This is a genomic window from Streptomyces sp. NPDC013187 (genome assembly GCF_042899705.1).
GTDB lineage: Bacteria > Actinomycetota > Actinomycetes > Streptomycetales > Streptomycetaceae > Streptomyces > Streptomyces hawaiiensis_A.
Genome location: NZ_JBIBAF010000016.1, coordinates 114,174 through 131,819 on the forward strand (window position 1 = coordinate 114,174; position 17,646 = coordinate 131,819).

Consider the following 17,646-nt stretch of genomic DNA (forward strand, 5'->3'; position numbering starts at 1 on the left):
TCTGGATGACGCTCACTTCGGTGGTTCTGGCCGGTACGTGCTGCTCGTTTCTGGCCCTTCCCGGAGTAGCGACCGCTGATGACACCTTGGGTGGTGACACGCAGGGCACCAAACAGGAGGCCAACGCAGGCGATGACGGCACCGTCTCCGTCACCGTAGGCGGCGTCGTCTTCGACCGTTCGAAGAACGGCAGCGGCAACTCCGCCGGTGCGCTCACGTCGACCACGTCCTGGTCCCCGCCCCCCTGCTGGTACGCCCCGAAGTACACCCCGGACCAGCTGAAGAAGTACCTCGAGCCGACCTGGGAGGCCGGTTCAACGGGCTACGAGTGGGACGCCGAGCAGCGGGACCGCTACGTCAACGGGCACCCGTACAAGGACTTCAACAAGGACAAGACCGGCAAGGGCTACTTCTGGGACTCCTTCGTCAACAAGGACTTCCCCCCGGGGTGGGACTCCTGTACGAAGCCCATCTTCTGGGTGGACCAGGGCGACCCCCCGCCCGCGGACATCGAGAACGCCGTCACTCCGAAGGTGCTCGCCGAACTCGCCTACGCCGAGATCCGCGTCCCCAGCACCAAGGTGACCCTGGCCCCCGCCGCACAGACCAAGGTCAACCTCCCGACCTGGGCCTGGCTGGACGCCGCCGACTTCAAGCCGGTCTCCGTCACCGCGTCCGTACCCGTGATCGGCATCAGTGCGACAGCGACCGCGACACCCGAATCCCTCCGCATCGAGCCGGGCACGAAGGACGCCGTCACCTACCCGGCCTCCGGCGTCTGCGCGCTCGACAACGACCGCATCGGTGAGCCCTACGCCCCAGGCAAGGCCGACCGCACTCCACCCTGCGGCGTGAAATACCTCCGCTCCTCGGGCGACGGCACGTACCCGCTCCAGGCCACCGTCACCTGGAAGATCACCTGGACCGGCAGCGGTGGTGCAAGCGGGGACCTCACCGACGGCTCCTTCGGCGCCACCCAGGACGTGGTCGTACAGGAGATCCAGGCCGTCAACCGCTGAGCCGAGCCACAGCTCCGACCGGCGAGCGGCCACCCGTGCGGGTGGCCGCCCTGTCCGCTCACAAGCGGCGCGGAGAGGCACTTGGGGTCATGCCCGACGGGTCACCGCCCTGCTGCGGCGTCTCGGAGGCGACTGCGCGGCGTCGGCTCCCAGATCCGGTCCAGAGCCGGGGTGGGGCCGGCTGCATGACAACGGTCTTCACCGGCTCGACCACCAAACGTGTTGCCCGTCGTGCCCAGACCTGGGTAGGAAGCCCTCATGACTCCTCTAGGCGCAGTGTTCCGCCCCCAGTTGGCCCCCGAGCGGCTTCGGGCCGTTTGTGACGTTGCTGAGGGGGCCGGGCTCGAAGAGCTCTGGCTCTGGGAGGACTGTTTCAGAGAAGGCGGGATCTCCACCGCCGCGGCCGCTCTCGCGTGGACCGAGCGGGTGCGGGTCGGGGTCGGGCTGTTGCCCGTGCCCTTGCGGAACGTTGCCATCACCGCCATGGAGGCCGCCTCCCTGCACCGGATGTTCCCCGGGCGGGCGATCCTCGGTGTGGGCCACGGCGTGCAGGACTGGATGGGGCAGGTCGGCGCCCGGGTCGAGTCGCCCCTCACCCTGCTGCGGGAGCATCTCCTCGCGCTCCGGGCCCTGTTGGGCGGCGAGCGCGTCACCGTCGACGGACGGTACGTCAAGCTCGACGACGTCGCCCTCGACTGGCCGCCGGACGGCCCGCAGAGCGGTGTGCTGGCCGGGGCCACCGGGCCGCGGTCGCTGCGGCTCAGCGGAGAGGCCGCCGACGGCACCCTCCTCACCGCCGCCACCGACGCCGAGGGAGTCCGCCGAGCACGGCAACTCGTCGAGGAGGGGCGCGCGGCGGCCGGCCGTGAGGCCGGACCCCACCCCCTGGTCGTCTATCTGCTCACCGCCACCGGTCCCGACGCCGCCGCCCGCCTGCGCGCCGAACTCGTCGACGAAGGGCTCGCCTCCGTGCCGGACCTCGGGGTCGCAGGAGACGCCAAGGCCGTGGCCGATGCCGTCGCGCGACTCGTCGAGGCCGGCGCCGACAGCGTCGTACTCCAGCCGACCGCGGACGAGCCCGACCCGGAGGGGTTCGTGCGGTTCACAGCCGAAGAAGTGCGTCCCCTCGTCCCGTGAGTGCCCGGGCGGCCGCCGACACACAAATGCCGAGCGCCCCCGCCCGTCCGATGCCACCATCGCCCCATGTCAGAACTCCTGGAACCGGAACCGCACCCCTCGCGCCCCGCCACCTACCAAGAGCTGCTCGCTGAAGGCGCCTCCGTCCCGACCGAAGGCTGGGACTTCTCGTGGTTCGAGGGGCGGGCGACGGAAGCGCGCCCCTCCTGGGGGTACGCCGTGTCGATGGCCGAGCGGCTGGGCCGGGCGAGTGCGGCGCTCGATGTGCAGACCGGGGGCGGAGAGGTGCTGGACTTCGCCCTCGCCAGGATCGCCCACGACGCCACCGTCAAGGACGCCCCCGACGCCACCCCCACCCCCGACGCCACCCCCACCCCCGACGCCGGCACCGCAGCCCTCAAGCCACCCCTCCTCACCATCGCCACCGAAGGCTGGCCGCCCAACGTCGCCAAGGCCACCGCCCTGCTTCGTCCGCGCGGCGTCGGCGTCGTCGCCGCTGCCGACGACGCCCCCCTGCCCTTCGCCGACGGTGCCTTCGACCTGGTCGTCAGCCGCCATCCCGTCCGTCCCCAGTGGGACGAGATCGCCCGCGTCCTCCGGCCCGGCGGGACGTACTTCGCCCAGCACGTCGGCCCGCGCAGCGTCTTCGAACTCGTCGAGTACTTCCTCGGGCCCCAGCCGGACGAGGTGCGCGGCGGCCGCCACCCCGACCGTGAGCGTGCCGACGCCGAAGCCGCCGGGCTCGACGTCGTCGGTCTGCGGGCGGAGCGGCTGCGCATGGAGTTCCACGACATCGGCGCCGTCGTGCACTTCCTGCGCAAGGTGGTCTGGATGGTCCCCGGCTTCACCGTCGAGGCGTACGAGCCACAACTCCGAGAACTGCACGAGCGCATCCAGGCCGAGGGGCCCTTCGTCGCCCACAGCACCCGCCACCTCTTCGACGCACGCAAGCCCGGCTGACGCACACCCAGCCGGTGATCAGGCGTGCGGACCCACCGTCACCTCTCCCACCACCAGCTCCGGCGTAGCCTCCAGCACCTCGCCCACCCGCTCCACCTGCTCGTCCAGCTCCCGCCGCTGCCGTGCCGTCAGCCGTACGAGCGGCTCGACCGTGACGGTCGTACGGCGGCCCCTGCGCCGCTGGTGCCACACCCCCGCCACCACACCGTCGACGAGCAGCACCGGGTAGTTGCCCGCCTGGCCACCCCCGAGGGCGCGCGCGTACGCCGCCCCGGGGAACAGCCGCTCGCGGGGCTGCCCGGCGATGACATACGCGTCGAAGTAGGGGAGCAGGCGCACACCCGGCGGCGGGCCCTGCGGGAAGTCGGTGTCGTCCGCCGCCACCCACGCCGGTGTTCCCTCGAACAGGACCTCCTCGATACGGCCCGCTGCGGCCAACTCGCCGAACAGCGCCGTGGCCCAGCCGGGCGGCGCCGCCAGCCACCGCGCGAAGTGCTGCGGCGTCGCCGGCCCGTACGCGTGCAGATAGCGGCGGACGAAGGCAGCCAGTGCGTCCCCCGGGTCCGCCTCCGGGCCCTCGGGCAGCGGCCGCGTGTACGTAGCCTTGCGGCCGCGGTTCGGGCCGAAGCACAGGGCGCCCGCCCACCCGGCCCGGTGCATCACCTGGCGCCAGCGCGGCCACAGGTCCTGAAACGCCGGCATCACGCGCTCACCGGCCCAGGGGCCCGTGCGGGCGACGACCTCCTCGGACAGCTCGTCAAGGGTCAGGTACCTGCCGTCGAGCGCGTCACCGATCGCCGTCACGACCTGGTCCGCCTGCTCTCCGGTGAGCCGCACATCGGGCGGGAACGGGCTCGGCCCGGTCGGTACCGCGCTCAGGGCCGCCGAGAAGAGGGGGAATTCACGGGCCGGGAGAAGGTGGACCGTGCCGCGTGGGCCGTACGTCTTGATCAGGGTCCGGTCGTCCCAGAGCGCGGCCCGTACGTCCGCCCGTGTCACCGCGTCCTTCCGCATCCCCACCGACAGCTCGGCCGCGGAGAGCACCTGCGCGTGCGCCCCCAGCATCGCGCCCACCACGTCGGCGACCGGCGTACCGGTCGCGGCCGGCCTGGTCAGGAACTGCCGCCGCGCCCGGCGCGCACTCGCGGCGTCCCACGTGATCCTCACGGTCGTCGTCATAGAACGACGTTAGACGTGAACGAGGACAGTTTCCGTCCTAGATCTCCTTCTGGATCGTCGTCCTGGAACCCTGCCCCCCACCCGGCCCCACCCCGCCCCTTCCACTCACCGCACTTGCGCATCATCCGACGAGGGTTTTCACATCGTTATCGCCCGCAGCTCGCCTCCGTGCGGCCACTCACGTAAATTCGGACGAGGGTTATTCGCGTGAGCAAAGCTGCGCGGGCGGTACCGCGCAGTGGAGGGGGCTGCGCGGTGCCAGGGACCATCCGTCGAGCCGCAGCGCATCGACGTCCCGGCGGCAAAGCATCGGCGGGCGGGCGGCACGCGGGCGATGCGCGGCCGTTCCCCGGTCAAGCGGGCGTTCACATGCGCGTCACCCGTCGGGGGGGTGTCGGGACAAGTCGCCCGAGTGGGCGTGAGGTGCGGCAAATCCTCCGGTTCCCGGCCGCGGAACGCCTGATTCCCCAGGTTATGCGCCAAGTTTCGGCGAGAGGCGAGCTCTGAATGAGGGACTCCGCTTGCCTCACCGCGTCGCCGGGTGGCTCCGGAGAGTAGTTGTGGCCCGCCGATGCACGCAGCAGCACTCACGAAGGGTTATGGTGGAAACCCCCCCTCGGGCCGGTCCGTCTCCCCCCCACGGACCGGCCCGTTTTTCTTGCCCCGCCCGGCGGCTCGAACCATCGGCCGGAACCGTTCGTTCCGCCCCCGTGGGCGGCCCACGGCCGTGGCGAGGGTAGGCTTCGCCTTCGGGGACTGCCATACGGGCAGGGACCGCCCGCGGCCACGACCGGGCCGCAAGCCGCGGCCTGTCCGATCCGTACGGAGGGGCTGACAATCACGTGAACCTGCGCGACAAGCTGCGTGGCCTGCTGGTCAGGCTGTACGCACGCCGGGTGGAAGGTCACCTGGACCACGCTCAGGTGCCCAAGCACATCGGCGTCATCATGGACGGCAACCGGCGCTGGGCGAAGGCCGCCGGTTCCAGCACCGTCGACGGCCACCGGGCCGGGGCCGGGAAGATCGAGGAGTTCCTCGGCTGGTGCAGTGAGACCGACGTCGAGGTCGTCACCCTCTGGCTCCTGTCCACGGACAACTTCGACCGCCCGCAGGAAGAGCTCGTCCCCCTGCTCGGCATCATCGAGGACGTCGTGCGCACCCTGGCCGCCGACGGCCGCTGGCGCGTGCACCACGTCGGCACGCCCGACCTGCTGCCCTCGGGGATGCAGACGATCCTCAAGGAGGCCGAGGAGACCACCGCGCACGTCGACGGGATACTGGTCAACGTCGCCATCGGCTACGGCGGCCGTCAGGAGATCGCCGACGCCGTGCGCTCGATGCTGCTCGACGCCCGGGACAAGGGCACCTCGATGGAGGAGCTCGCCGAGGCCGTCGACATCGACATGATCGGGCGTCACCTCTACACCAGCGACCAGCCCGACCCCGACATCGTGATCCGCACCAGCGGCGAGCAGCGGCTGTCCGGATTCATGCTCTGGCAGACCGCCCACTCGGAGTACTACTTCTGTGACGTGTTCTGGCCGGCGTTCCGCAAGGTCGACTTCCTGCGGGCCATGCGCGACTACGCGGCCCGCCACCGGCGCTACGGCGGCTGACGTACCCCCAGACGGGCACCCGGACGCAGGACGTCCCACGTCACAACACCTCCCGGTACCCCCTTGGCGACGCCTGTAACGCCGAGTTCACCGGCTCGCCGTCATATGCCGTGGCATGGCGACGCTCGTTCGAGGGCATAACCCAGACAGGTCGACGCCCGAACCACGGGTGTCGGATCTCAGCGGACGGCACGGGGCCGTCCGCCCGGGAGGCCCTTTGCACCAGCCCGATCGTGCGGTCACAGCACGGACGAAGAGGCGGAGGGCCGGTTCTCGGCCCGCGCAGGGCGGCCGACGACCGGTCCAGCTCCATACCGTCGCTCCCCGACCTCATCCGAGGGGGTACGTCCTTCCGTGGTGACCAGCACAAAGCGCCACAAGCCCGACCGGCGCACCTATGTTCTCGACACCAGCGTCCTGCTGGCCGACCCGCACGCCCTGAACCGCTTCGACGAGCACGAGGTCGTGCTCCCCATCGTCGTGGTCACGGAGCTGGAGGCCAAGCGGCACCATCCCGAACTCGGCTACTTCGCCCGGCAGGCCCTCCGCCTGCTCGACGAGTTGCGGGTCCGGCACGGTCGCCTCGACGCACCCATCCCGACGGGAGACCTGGGCGGGACCGTCCGTGTCGAGCTCAACCACTCGGACCCCAGCGTGCTGCCCAGCGGCTACCGCCTGGGGGACAACGACTCCCGCATCCTCGCGGTCGCCCGCAACCTGCAGGCCGAGGGTTTCGACGTCACCGTCGTGTCCAAGGACCTCCCGCTCAGGATCAAGGCGTCGTCCGTCGGGCTCCTCGCCGAGGAGTACCGCGCGGAACTCGCCATCACGGACTCCTCCGGCTGGACCGGAATGTCCGAACTGACCCTGCCCGGCGAGCAGGTGGACATCCTCTTCGAGGAGGGGCACGTCCATGTCCCCGAGGCCGCCGACCTCCCGGTGCACACAGGCCTGACCATCCAGTCGGAGCGCGGCAAGGCGCTCGGACGGGTCACGCCCGAGGGCAACATCCGGGTCGTGCGCGGGGATCGTGAGGCGTTCGGCATCAAGGGCCGCAGTGCCGAGCAGCGGATCGCGCTCGACCTGCTGCTCGACCCGGACGTCGGGATCGTCTCGATGGGCGGCCGGGCCGGCACCGGCAAGTCGGCGCTGGCGCTGTGCGCCGGTCTGGAGGCGGTGCTGGAGCGCCGTCAGCACCAGAAGGTGATGGTCTTCCGTCCGCTGTACGCGGTGGGCGGGCAGGAGCTGGGGTACCTGCCCGGCTCCGAGGCCGAGAAGATGAGCCCCTGGGCGCAGGCCGTCTTCGACACGCTGTCGGCGGTCACGTCCCGCGAGGTCATCGAGGAGGTCACCGCGCGCGGGATGCTGGAGGTCCTGCCGCTCACCCACATCCGGGGACGCTCGCTGCACGACGCGTTCGTGATCGTGGACGAGGCCCAGTCGCTGGAAAGGAACGTGCTTCTTACCGTTCTGTCCAGGATCGGGGCCAATTCACGGGTGGTTCTCACCCATGACGTGGCCCAGCGGGACAACCTCAGGGTCGGCCGGTACGACGGTGTCGTCGCCGTCGTCGAGAAGCTGAAGGGGCATCCGCTCTTCGCCCATGTGACCCTGACGCGGTCCGAGAGGTCCCAGATCGCCGCCCTTGTGACCGAAATGCTCGAAGACGGGCAGATCTGACCGGCCGCGGTAAGTAGTAGCGCTTATGCGATAGTTGGCGCCGTCCGGAAAAGGCCAAGAGCCTAGCCGGGCGGCGCCTTCGCGTGTGGCCGTTCCGTGGAATTACCTGCGCCAAACGGGATGTGAGCTTTCACACGCAACTCGGAATTGCCTTGCCCCGTCGTGTTACGGCAGAGTCTCACTCCTGTCAGGCCCCGCATACGACACACCTGTACCCCCAGCGGTACGGCACCACAAAGCAACAGCACCAACTGCATAGCGATGTCGTATGCCGCCCGAGCGATACGCGGCGCTCCCCCCGGGGGAGTTGCCCACCGGGCCCGCGCCTCCCGTGACCCCGCAGTTGGGGAGGCCAGTGCCAGGGGCACGATTGCGTCCGCGAGGGTCACCGAAGCGGGCGATGCTGGAAGGAAAACCGTGTGAGCCGGATCTCGGTCCGGGGATTCGCAGTGGCTTCGGCCACGGCGGTCACCGCTGTCGGAAGCGTCGTCGGTGTTGCCTCGGGCAGCACCGCGCAGAACAACGACGCCGAAGCGGCAGCCAGCGGCGCCACCCTGCTCGCGGACATCCCCGCGGGCCAGCAGGCCCAGGTGCAGACCGCGTCCCTGACGCAGCAGGCCGACGCACAGGCCATCCAGGCGGACGCGAGCGCCAAGAAGGACGCCGAGGAGGCAGCCCGCAAGGCCGCCGCCGAGACGGCCATCGCCAAGAAGGAAGCCGCCGAGAAGGCCGCCAAGGCCGCCGAGGAGGCAGCCAAGGAGCGCGCGGAGGTCAAGGCCGCCGCCAGCCGCTCCAAGGACATCTCCGACTTCCCCGTCGCGAGCTCCTACAGCATCGCCCAGATCCAGGCGATGGCGAGGCAGCTGGTGCCGTCGGGCCAGTTCCAGTGCTTCAGCAACATCGTGGACCACGAGTCCGACTGGAACTACAAGGCCGTCAACCCCTCCTCCGGGGCCTACGGCATGTTCCAGGCGCTGCCCGGTTCCAAGATGTCGTCCGCCGGCGCCGACTGGCAGACCAACCCGGCCACCCAGATCAAGTGGGGCCTCAACTACATGAACGACCGCTACGGCAGCCCGTGTGACGCCTGGTCGTTCTGGCAGGCCAACCACTGGTACTGAGCCGACCGGCCCCCGGCCGATCCCGCACTTCGCGAGAGCCCCGCACCGTCGTCCGGTGCGGGGCTCTCGCCATGTACGGTCGGACGGACGGCTCCCCGGGGGAGTGGCGCGCCAAGACGGGGGAAAAGGACGGATCATGTCGCGAGTGCCAGGGTGGCTCGGCCGGCTCGGTGCCGGGCTGACCGAGATGAGCGAGCGGTACAACGAACGCCGCGCCGAGGCCGAACGGGAGCAGGACGACCCCGAGCCCGGGACGCTCGCCGGTGACCACGTGCCGCCGCCCCCGGACTACGCCCCCGACGTCGCAGCCCGCCCCGATCCCGCGCTGGCCGTGCCGTGGGGGGTGCGGGTCGCGGCCGAGGCCGGCTGGCGGCTCCTCGTCCTCGCGGGCACCCTCTGGGTGCTGATGCGGGTCATCAGCGCCGTCCAGCTCGTGGTGCTCTCGTTCGTCATCGCGCTGCTCATCACGGCGATCCTGCAGCCGACGGTGGCCCGGCTGCGGCGCCACGGTGTGCCGCGGGGGCCGGCGACCGCGCTGACGGCCATGTTCGGCTTCATCGTCATCGGCCTCATCGGCTGGTTCGTGACCTGGCAGGTCATGGAGAACATCGACGACCTCTCGGGCCAGATCCAGGACGGCATCGACGAGTTGCGGAACTGGCTGCTGAACAGCCCCTTCCACGTCACGGACAAGCAGATCAACGAGATCGCCACGAACCTGCGCGAGGCGGTCGGGGCGAACACCGACCAGATCACCTCCGCGGGCCTGGAGGGCGTGACGGTCGTCGTCGAGGCGCTCACCGGGATCCTGCTGTCGGTCTTCTGCACGCTGTTCCTGCTCTACGACGGCAAGCGGATCTGGGAATGGACGCTGAAGCTGGTGCCGACGGCGGCGCGGCCGGGGGTGGCCGGGGCCGGTCCCGCGGCGTGGCGGACGCTGACGGCGTATGTGCGGGGCACGGTGATCGTGGCGCTGATCGACGCGATCTTCATCGGTCTCGGCATCTACTTCCTCGATGTGCCGATGGCCGTGCCGCTGGCGGTGTTCATCTTCCTGTTCGCGTTCATCCCGCTGGTGGGCGCGGTGGTGTCCGGGGCGCTGGCGGTGGTCGTCGCGCTGGTCACCCAGGGGGTGTTCACGGCCGTCATGACGCTGGTGGTGGTGCTCGCGGTGCAGCAGATCGAGGGCCACATCCTGCAGCCGTTCATCCTGGGGCGGGCCGTGCGGGTGCACCCGCTGGCGGTGGTGCTGGCGGTGGCGTGCGGGGGAATGGTCGCCGGAATCGGCGGTGCGGTGGTCGCCGTGCCGCTGGTGGCGGTGACGAACACGGTCGCCGGGTATCTGCGGTCGTACTCGCAGAAGTCGGCGCTCCGGCACTCGGTGCGGCCCCGCGGGGCCACGGCGGTGAGCTCGGAGCCGACTCCGCAGACGCCGTCGGAGTAGCCGGAACGCCCACAGGGCCCCGTCCACCGGTCAGGTGGGCGGGGCCCTGTGAGGTGAGGCGGGCGGCCGGGGGTTACTCGGCCAGAACCGCCTCGGCGTCCAGCGTGACGCCGACCGCCTGGATCACGGAGGCGATCTTGAACGCCTCCTGGACGACCTCGCGGTCGAGGCCCGCCTTGCGCAGGACCTGCTCGTGGGAGTCCAGGCACATGCCGCAGCCGTTGATGGCCGAGACGGCGAAGGACCACAGCTCGAAGTCGACCTTGTCGACGCCCGGGTTGCCGATGACGTTCATCCGCAGACCCGCGCGCAGGGTGCCGTACTCGTGGTCCGACAGCAGGTGACGGGTGCGGTAGAAGACGTTGTTCATCGCCATCACCGCGGCGGCGGCCTTGGCGGCCGTGTACGCCTCCGGCGACAGGTTCGCCTTCGCCTCCGGCTCCAGTTCGCGGAGCACGATCGGGGAGCGCGAGGCGATCGCCGTCGACAGCACCGTGCCCCACAGCTGCTGGGCCGGCAGGTCGGAGTTGCCGATGACCGAGCCCAGGTTGAGCTTCAGGTCCTTGGCGTAGTCCGGTATGGCGGACTTCAGGGCATCCAGCGACATGTCAGATCACTCCCCGGAGAGCAGCGCGACCGGGTCGAGGGTCTCGTCGCCCTTCGACCAGTTGCAGGGGCACAGCTCGTCCGTCTGGAGCGCGTCCAGGACCCGGAGGACCTCCTTCGGGTTACGGCCGACCGAGCCCGCGGTCACCATGGAGAACTGGATCTCGTTGTTCTGGTCCACGATGAACACCGCGCGCTTGGCGAAGCCGTCCTCGCCCTCGATGCCGAGGTCGCGCATCAGCTCGTGCTTGGAGTCGGCCATCATCGGGAACGGCAGGTCGCGCAGGTCGTCGTGGTCCTTGCGCCAGGCGTGGTGGACGAACTCCGAGTCACCGGAGAAGCCGAGGACCTGCGCGTCGCGGTCCGCGAACTCCTCGTTCAGCTTGCCGAAGGCGGCGATCTCGGTCGGGCACACGAAGGTGAAGTCCTTGGGCCACGCGAAGATGACCTTCCACTGACCCTCGTAGGTCTTGTGGTCGATCTGCTGGAACTCCTTGCCCTTCTCCAGCGAGACGCAGGCGGTCAGGTCGAACTCGGGGAACTTGTCACCGACGGTGAGCACACACACTCCTTGCAGCGAAGAAACTCCCGGATCGCGGGGGTTTCCCATGGGTTGGACTGTGTTGATGTTGGCACAGGCTCGATTGATTACGGAAATAGCTACACTCGGTCGGGTTGATCGGAGGTAGTTATCAGTGACTGTCGGTAATAAGCGCAGGCGGCCCAGTCTCGCCCAGCTCCGTGCCTTCGCGGCGGTCGCCGAGCACCTTCATTTCCGCGACGCGGCAGCGGCGATCGGCATGAGCCAGCCCGCCCTCTCGGGCGCCGTGTCGGCCCTGGAGGAAACACTCGGAGTGACGCTCCTCGAGCGTACGACGCGCAAGGTGCTGCTCTCGCCCGAGGGGGAGAGGATCGCCGTACGCGCCAAGGCGGTTCTGGGGGAGGTCGAGGCGCTCATGGAGGAGGCCGAGGCGGTCCGGGCGCCCTTCACCGGGGCGCTGCGGCTCGGCGTGATCCCGACGGTCGCGCCCTATCTCCTGCCGACCGTGCTGCGGCTCGTCCACGAGCGGTATCCGCACCTCGACCTCCAGGTGCACGAGGAGCAGACCACCAGCCTGCTCGACGGTCTGACGAGCGGGCGGCTCGACCTGCTGCTGCTCGCAGTGCCGTTGGGTATGCCGGGCGTCCTCGAACTGCCGCTGTTCGACGAGGACTTCGTGCTCGTCACGCCGCTCGACCACTGGCTCGGCGGGCGGGAGGGCATCCCGCGGCAGGCACTGCGCGAGCTGAACCTGCTGCTGCTGGACGAGGGGCACTGCCTGCGTGACCAGGCCCTCGACATCTGCCGGGAGGCCGGCCGCGACGACGTGCCGGTCACCACGACCGCCGCCGGGCTGTCCACGCTGGTGCAGCTCGTCGCGGGCGGACTCGGCGTGACGCTGTTGCCGCGCACCGCACTGAAGGTGGAGACCTCCCGCAGCAACCAACTGCTCACCGGGTACTTCGCCGACCCGGCCCCCACGCGCCGGATCGCACTGGCGATGCGGGCGGGGGCCGCGCGCGGCGCGGAGTACGAGGAACTGGCGGCCGCCCTGCGGCAGGCCCTGCGGCCGCTGCCGGTACGGGTCCTGGATTGGGACGGCTGACGGCACGGGCCCCGGGCGGGGCCCGTGCCTTGACGGGATTCGCCCCGGCCGGGGCCCGCGCCTTGACGGGATTCGCCCCGGCCGGGGCCCGCGCCTTGACGGGATTCGCCCCGGCCAGGGCGCCTGAGCCCGTGCCGGACCCGGTCCTACTCGGTCCGCAGCCCGTCCGGCCGCAGCAGCTTCAGCAGCGGCGGCAGGCTCAGCAGAGTCACCACCAGGACGACGCCCGCTCCGATGCCGGTCATCGACAGCACGCTCGGCCAGTCCACCCGGACCGACGTGCTGGTCATCCGCAGCAGCACCGCGCCCAGGGCCATGCCCACCGTCGCGGCGAGCAGCAGACCCAGCCCGATGGGGATCGCCGTCTGCCACAGCACCGACAGGCCGAGGGTGCGGCGCCGGGTGCCGAAGGCGACAAGGGACGACAGCAGCTTGCGGCGTTCGCGCAGCTGCTCCAGCTGCGAGACCAGCAGGCTCGCCCCGATCAGCGCCAGCACGCAGGCGGCGCCGACGGACAGGCCGGTGCGGATGGTGGCGTAGCGGTCGTTGCTCTCGACGCTGTGCCAGGTCATGGGCTGGACCACCGGGTCCAGCCGCGCCGCCGTGTTGCGCACATGGTCGTACGCGTCCGGCGCCGAGGGGTCCAGGCTCAGGAAGAGCCGCGTGGAGATGAGCGTCTTGAGCTTCCCGGGCAGCGCGCCGGGGGTGATCAAGATGCCGCCGCGCTCGTAGCCGGTGGGGTCCTCGCGGGACTCGGCCTGCCGGATGCCCCGCGGAACGGTCCAGGAGACCGTACGGTCGCCGGCGCGGCCGGATTCCTCCGATTCGGCCCACAGGGGCGTGCCGGGCACGGCCAGGCGCTCGCTGTCGCTGTCGTACTCCGAGTCCTTGGCCGCGAACACGTCACCGTCGCGGCAGTCGGGGAGCGTTGCGACCTCACGCAGCGACACGCAGTCGGCCACGGTGATCTGGATGAGGGCGTCCGCCTCGCGCCGGTCGCCGAGATGGAAATCCGACAGGACGGTGACCTTGCGCACGCCCTCGGTGTCGCGGTACTTCCCGATGACGGCCGCGGCGTCGGCGCCGTCCGGCACGTCCGCGCTCATCTGGGCCCGGGAGACGTCGTACTGTGACGCCTTGGTGTAGTTGCCCTCCACCCCGGCGAACAGCATCTGCAGGGCGATCGCCCCGGCCACCGCCACCGCGATGCCGTTGACCATCCGGGCCGCCGCGCCACTGCTCAACTGAAGCCTGCGCACGGCCAGTTGCCAGGCGACCCCACCCGATCCGAGCCGGGCCACTACCGTCTCCACCACCCAGGGGAGCAGTGCCGTGACGCCGACCAGCAGGAGCATCACGCCGCCCACGACGAGGTACTGGTTGAAGTCCCCGCCGTCGTCGCCCTGCCCGATCATCGGGTAGAGCATCGCGAGCCCGCCCAGCGGCAGCAGCAGCCGCCACCACAGGCGGCGCCGCGAGGGCTTGGCCGTGCGCACCACGCCGAGGGGCTCGATGACCACGCCGCGCAGGGCGAGGATCGTCACCAGGACCGCGGCCGCCGGCACCGCCAGCGCGATCAGCACGGCCAGCAGGGGAGAGGGGTTCAGATAGCTCGGGAACACGCTGACGCGGAACACCTCGACGGACGCCGCCAGTTGCCGGCCGAGCAGGAAGAACCCGGTGCCGAGGACGAGCCCCAGCACGGAACCGGCGAGCGCCTCCCCGGCGGCGATCCGCCGGGTCATCCGGCTGTCGGAGCCGACCAGCCGCAGCGCCGCGAGCCTGCGGTCGCGCCGCTCGCCCCCGAACCGCACGGCCGCGGCGATGAACACGGCGACCGGCATCAGCAGCACCACGAAGACGACCAGGACCAGCAGGAGCAGCACCGGGTCCCACGGGTCGGGCGACCCCAGGTCGTCGTTGCCGAAGTGGTCGATCCGGGCGCCGCTCGCGGCGCCCTCCAGCAGCTTCGCCAGCCCCTTGCCGCCCGCGAAGTACGCGAGCTCGTGGGAGCCGACGAGCCCCTGCTCGCCGATGGTGCCCGCGATGCGGTAGTCCAGGCGCTCCCGCAGCAGCTTGCCGTCGTCGGAGGCGAGCAGTTCCTTCAGCGCGGGGGAGACGACCATCTCGCCCACTGCCGGGAACGCCGAGACCCCCGGCGGCAGCGGCGCCCGCGGGCCCTCCGCCTCCAGCATCCGGCCGCGCACGTCCATGTCGCGGAACGTGGTGTCCGCGTCCACGACGATCAGGGTGTCGTCGGCCTTCGGTATCTGCTGGCCGAACGTGTGGTCGCTGCGGGCCTTCTCGCGCCGGTCGCGTTCCGCCAGTGCGCCCGGGATGGCGGTGGTGAGCAGCAGCAGCGCCACTCCGAGCCCGACACCGACGGCCGTGAGCAGCGCCCGGGTCCACCCCTCGCGTCCGCCGGCGAAGGCGAACCGGGCCCCCATGGACAGGTCCCGGCTCCACTGCCCGAGGCTCATACGACGCGCTCCATGTCACGGGACTTGCCGTCCCGTACGACGATCTCGCGGTCGGAGTACGCGGCCACCCGCGCCTCGTGCGTGACGAGCACCACGGCCGCGTTGGCGGACCGGGCCGCGTCCGTCAGCAGCTCCATCACGCGCTCGCCGTTGAACGAGTCGAGCGCGCCGGTCGGCTCGTCGGCGAACACCACCCGAGGGTTCGTCACCAGAGAGCGGGCGACGGCGACCCGCTGCCCCTGACCGCCAGACACCTCACCGGGCCGCTTCTTGCGGAGGTCGTCGACCTCCAGGCGTTCCATCCAGGCCAGCGCGGTCCGCTCGGCCTCCTTGCGGGAGGAGCCGTTCAGCCGCAGTGGCAGGGCGACGTTCTCCACGCAGGTGAGTTCCGGCACGAGCTGCCCGAACTGGAACACGAAACCGAACTCCGAGCGCCGCAGCGCACTGCGCTCGGCGTCGCCCATCGCGGTCACTTCGCGCCCGTTGTACGTGATCGAGCCCGAGTCGGGCATGACGATCCCGGCGAGGCAGTGCAGCAGCGTCGACTTGCCTGACCCGGACGGCCCCATCACGGCGACGACCTCGCCCGGGTGGATGGAGAACTCCGCGCCGTCGAGCGCGGTCGTCGGCCCGTACGCCTTGCGCAGGTCCTGGGCGGTGAGGAGCGAACCGGCGGGAATCGTCATCGGGCCACCGCCTCACGGAGCTTGTCCAGACGCGCCGCCGTCAGCTCCAGCCAGCGCAGGTCCGCCTCCAGGTGGAACAGCGCGTGGTCGCAGATGAGCTGGTCGGCCAGATCGCCCTTGCGCTTGCGGTCGGTGAGGATCCGCATGCTGCGCAGGTGCTCCGAGCGCTGGGTGTCGAGGATGTCACCGGCGTCGCGGTGGGTGAGCAGCGCGAGGACGACTTTGGTGTAGAGGGTCGACTGGAGGTACGGCTCCGGTTTCTCGGGTGTGGCGAGCCAGCGCGCGACGTCGGTGATGCCGGCCTCGGTGATCGCGTACCGCTTGCGCTCGGGACCGCCGCCCGCCTCGATGCCGTCGACCTCGACGAGACCGTTCTTCAGCAGCCGGGACATCGTCGAGTAGACCTGGCCGTAGTGGAGCGGCCGGTCGTGACCGAACTTCTCGTCGAAGGCCCGCTTCAGGTCGTAACCGTGGCGCGGGCCGGACTCCAGGAGTCCCAGGAGAGTGTGACCGATGGACATGAACAGGACTGTACACGGTGTGTATACGCCGTATGTATACGCGGGGTGTGCAGGTCGTGGCCCGGTGTGCGGGAGCGCAGGTCGAGGCTCGTTGTCACGGTTCCGCAACAGCCGTCGCTCCTGCTCCGGCCGGGACTGCGCCATCCGGCCGTCCGGCGCCCGGGGGCGGGGCCGGTCAGGCCGGCGGGGGCCCGGGGGTGGAGCCGGTCAGGCCCGCGTGGGCCCGGGGGTGGGGCCGGTCAGGCCGGCGGGGGTCCGGGGGTGGAGCCCCCGGGGGGCCGCCCGCGCCGGGGCAGTGGTCCCGTGTCCCGCGGCAGACGCCCCGCCTCCGCCAGCGCCTTCCGCAACAGGAACTCGATCTGCGCGTTGGCCGACCGCAGTTCGTCCCCGGCCCACCGCGCGAGTGCCTCGTACACCGCGGGGTCCAGCCGCAGCAGCACCTGCTTGCGCTGCTGCTGCGGCCGGCGCCGCGGGCCCTGGCCTTCGGGAGGGACCGTCACTGGTAGAGGGACCCGGTGTTGAGGACCGGCTGCGCGGCCCGGTCACCGCACAGCACCACCATCAGGTTGGAGACCATCGCCGCCTTCCGTTCGGAGTCCAGCTCCACGATGTCCCGCTCGGTGATCCGGGCGATCGCGGCCTCCACCATGCCCACCGCACCGTCCACGATCTGCCGACGCGCCGCGACCACCGCTCCGGCCTGCTGCCGCTGGAGCATCGCCGAGGCGATCTCGGGGGCGTACGCGAGGTGCGTGAAGCGGGACTCGATGATCTGCACCCCGGCCGCCTCCACGCGCGCGTGCAGTTCGACGGCGAGCTTCTCGGTGATCTCCTCGGCGTTGCCGCGCAGCGAGAGGCCGTCCTCCTCGTGCGCGTCGTAGGGGTACTCGATGGCGATGTGCCGCACGGCCGCCTCGGTCTGGGTGGAGACGAACTCGATGTAGTCGTCGACCTCGAAGGTGGCCTGGGCGGTGTCCTCGACGCGCCAGACCACGACCGCGGCGAGCTCGATCGGGTTGCCGTAGGCGTCGTTGACCTTGAGGACGGCGGTCTCGTGGTTGCGGACCCGCGTCGAGATCTTCGTGCGCGAGGTGAAGGGGTTCACCCAGCGCAGGCCGTCCTGCCGGATGGTGCCCCGGTACCGGCCGAAGAGCTGGACGACCCGGGCCTCGCCGGGAGCCACCATGTTCAGCCCGCACATGGCGAGGAACGCCGCGAGCGCGATCAGGATGCCGCCGATGATCAGCCCGGCCTGTGCGCCGGTCGGCTGCACGGTGGTGGCGGCCGCGATCAGCCCGGCGCCGGCCAGCAGTCCGAGCAGTCCGAGCAGCAGGGCGAGCCCGCCGCCGATGCTGTGGGCCGCGAACTCCCGCACGCGGGGTGCCGGCATCTCGGGCACGTCGGGCGTGACCTGCGGTTCCGGTGTGGACATGGGTGAGCCCCCGTTTCTCGGGGAAGCCGCTCCTGCTTGGCTTCCGTCTATCTAAGTGATATCACTTTTCCGGCTCCTGGCAACCCTGTGGGTGTCTCGAACGTCGGTTCCGTTGGGAA

The 17,646-nt window shown here is 70.8% G+C and carries 16 protein-coding genes; 8 read left to right on the plus strand and 8 right to left on the minus strand.

Going from position 1 to position 17,646, the window contains the following annotated elements; all coding sequences use genetic code 11:
• Positions 1 to 5: 5 nt before the first annotated feature.
• The 3 genes from ACFY5B_RS30745 (at position 6) to ACFY5B_RS30755 (ending at position 3,116) form a co-directional block, all read left to right on the plus strand.
• Entirely contained in the window at positions 6 to 1,019 is a 1,014-nt protein-coding gene (locus ACFY5B_RS30745) for a hypothetical protein (protein ID WP_389975609.1), read from the plus strand.
• A 258-nt stretch (positions 1,020 to 1,277) separates the two neighbouring features.
• Positions 1,278 to 2,156 carry an LLM class flavin-dependent oxidoreductase gene (locus ACFY5B_RS30750; protein ID WP_389975612.1) on the plus strand — a complete coding sequence of 293 codons (879 nt, stop codon included), beginning with the start codon at positions 1,278 to 1,280 and terminating at the stop codon, positions 2,154 to 2,156.
• Positions 2,157 to 2,222: 66 nt separating this feature from the next.
• Entirely contained in the window at positions 2,223 to 3,116 is an 894-nt protein-coding gene (locus ACFY5B_RS30755) for a methyltransferase domain-containing protein (protein WP_389975615.1), read from the plus strand.
• Between the two features lie 18 nt (positions 3,117 to 3,134).
• Here ACFY5B_RS30755 and ACFY5B_RS30760 read toward each other — a convergent pair whose 3' ends face one another.
• On the minus strand, positions 3,135 to 4,295 hold the full coding sequence (locus ACFY5B_RS30760) for a winged helix DNA-binding domain-containing protein (protein WP_389975618.1): 1,161 nt from the start codon (positions 4,293 to 4,295) through the stop codon (positions 3,135 to 3,137).
• Between the two features lie 842 nt (positions 4,296 to 5,137).
• On the opposite strand from ACFY5B_RS30760, the gene ACFY5B_RS30765 reads away from it, so the two are divergent.
• From ACFY5B_RS30765 to ACFY5B_RS30780, 4 genes are all read left to right on the plus strand, one after another.
• Positions 5,138 to 5,911: an isoprenyl transferase gene (locus ACFY5B_RS30765; RefSeq protein ID WP_389975621.1), complete on the plus strand. Its 774-nt coding sequence runs from the start codon at positions 5,138 to 5,140 to the stop codon at positions 5,909 to 5,911.
• Between the two features lie 354 nt (positions 5,912 to 6,265).
• Positions 6,266 to 7,591: a PhoH family protein gene (locus ACFY5B_RS30770; protein WP_389975624.1), complete on the plus strand. Its 1,326-nt coding sequence runs from the start codon at positions 6,266 to 6,268 to the stop codon at positions 7,589 to 7,591.
• Between the two features lie 419 nt (positions 7,592 to 8,010).
• The gene (locus tag ACFY5B_RS30775; RefSeq protein WP_389975627.1) at positions 8,011 to 8,712 is read left to right on the plus strand and encodes a transglycosylase SLT domain-containing protein; all 702 of its coding nucleotides are present in this window, start codon (positions 8,011 to 8,013) and stop codon (positions 8,710 to 8,712) included.
• Positions 8,713 to 8,848: 136 nt separating this feature from the next.
• On the plus strand, positions 8,849 to 10,156 hold the full coding sequence (locus ACFY5B_RS30780) for an AI-2E family transporter (protein ID WP_389975630.1): 1,308 nt from the start codon (positions 8,849 to 8,851) through the stop codon (positions 10,154 to 10,156).
• Between the two features lie 73 nt (positions 10,157 to 10,229).
• Here the strand turns inward: ACFY5B_RS30780 and ACFY5B_RS30785 are convergent, their stop codons facing one another.
• Complete coding sequence (locus tag ACFY5B_RS30785) at positions 10,230 to 10,763, minus strand: alkyl hydroperoxide reductase (RefSeq protein ID WP_031103031.1); 534 nt, start codon at positions 10,761 to 10,763, stop codon at positions 10,230 to 10,232.
• Positions 10,764 to 10,769: 6 nt separating this feature from the next.
• Complete coding sequence (locus ACFY5B_RS30790) at positions 10,770 to 11,324, minus strand: peroxiredoxin (RefSeq protein WP_030842656.1); 555 nt, start codon at positions 11,322 to 11,324, stop codon at positions 10,770 to 10,772.
• A 133-nt stretch (positions 11,325 to 11,457) separates the two neighbouring features.
• On the opposite strand from ACFY5B_RS30790, the gene ACFY5B_RS30795 reads away from it, so the two are divergent.
• On the plus strand, positions 11,458 to 12,408 hold the full coding sequence (locus ACFY5B_RS30795; RefSeq protein WP_389975634.1) for a LysR substrate-binding domain-containing protein: 951 nt from the start codon (positions 11,458 to 11,460) through the stop codon (positions 12,406 to 12,408).
• 146 nt (positions 12,409 to 12,554) lie between these two features.
• On the opposite strand, the gene ACFY5B_RS30800 is transcribed toward ACFY5B_RS30795, so the two are convergent.
• The 5 genes from ACFY5B_RS30800 to ACFY5B_RS30820 form a co-directional block, all read right to left on the minus strand.
• Positions 12,555 to 14,888: an ABC transporter permease gene (locus tag ACFY5B_RS30800; RefSeq protein ID WP_389975637.1), complete on the minus strand. Its 2,334-nt coding sequence runs from the start codon at positions 14,886 to 14,888 to the stop codon at positions 12,555 to 12,557.
• Positions 14,885 to 15,574 carry an ABC transporter ATP-binding protein gene (locus ACFY5B_RS30805; protein WP_352095684.1) on the minus strand — a complete coding sequence of 230 codons (690 nt, stop codon included), beginning with the start codon at positions 15,572 to 15,574 and terminating at the stop codon, positions 14,885 to 14,887. The genes ACFY5B_RS30800 and ACFY5B_RS30805 overlap by 4 nt, the downstream gene beginning before the upstream one ends.
• On the minus strand, positions 15,571 to 16,095 hold the full coding sequence (locus tag ACFY5B_RS30810; protein ID WP_361946296.1) for a PadR family transcriptional regulator: 525 nt from the start codon (positions 16,093 to 16,095) through the stop codon (positions 15,571 to 15,573). The genes ACFY5B_RS30805 and ACFY5B_RS30810 overlap by 4 nt, the downstream gene beginning before the upstream one ends.
• Before the next feature lie 239 nt (positions 16,096 to 16,334).
• Positions 16,335 to 16,595: a hypothetical protein gene (locus ACFY5B_RS30815; protein ID WP_389975642.1), complete on the minus strand. Its 261-nt coding sequence runs from the start codon at positions 16,593 to 16,595 to the stop codon at positions 16,335 to 16,337.
• Positions 16,592 to 17,527 carry an SPFH domain-containing protein gene (locus ACFY5B_RS30820; RefSeq protein ID WP_389975645.1) on the minus strand — a complete coding sequence of 312 codons (936 nt, stop codon included), beginning with the start codon at positions 17,525 to 17,527 and terminating at the stop codon, positions 16,592 to 16,594. The genes ACFY5B_RS30815 and ACFY5B_RS30820 overlap by 4 nt, the downstream gene beginning before the upstream one ends.
• Between the last annotated feature and the right edge of the window lie 119 nt (positions 17,528 to 17,646).

Bases quoted from the DNA above. Each gene is read 5' to 3' on its own strand.
- ACFY5B_RS30745 (WP_389975609.1), top strand. From the start codon at position 6: ATGACGCTCACTTCGGTGGTTCTGGCCGGTACGTGCTGCTCGTTTCTG.
- ACFY5B_RS30750 (WP_389975612.1), top strand. From the start codon at position 1,278: ATGACTCCTCTAGGCGCAGTGTTCCGCCCCCAGTTGGCCCCCGAGCGG.
- ACFY5B_RS30755 (WP_389975615.1), top strand. From the start codon at position 2,223: ATGTCAGAACTCCTGGAACCGGAACCGCACCCCTCGCGCCCCGCCACC.
- ACFY5B_RS30760 (WP_389975618.1), bottom strand. From the start codon at position 4,295: ATGACGACGACCGTGAGGATCACGTGGGACGCCGCGAGTGCGCGCCGG.
- ACFY5B_RS30780 (WP_389975630.1), top strand. From the start codon at position 8,849: ATGTCGCGAGTGCCAGGGTGGCTCGGCCGGCTCGGTGCCGGGCTGACC.
- ACFY5B_RS30785 (WP_031103031.1), bottom strand. From the start codon at position 10,763: ATGTCGCTGGATGCCCTGAAGTCCGCCATACCGGACTACGCCAAGGAC.
- ACFY5B_RS30800 (WP_389975637.1), bottom strand. From the start codon at position 14,888: ATGAGCCTCGGGCAGTGGAGCCGGGACCTGTCCATGGGGGCCCGGTTC.
- ACFY5B_RS30805 (WP_352095684.1), bottom strand. From the start codon at position 15,574: ATGACGATTCCCGCCGGTTCGCTCCTCACCGCCCAGGACCTGCGCAAG.
- ACFY5B_RS30810 (WP_361946296.1), bottom strand. From the start codon at position 16,095: ATGTCCATCGGTCACACTCTCCTGGGACTCCTGGAGTCCGGCCCGCGC.
- ACFY5B_RS30820 (WP_389975645.1), bottom strand. From the start codon at position 17,527: ATGTCCACACCGGAACCGCAGGTCACGCCCGACGTGCCCGAGATGCCG.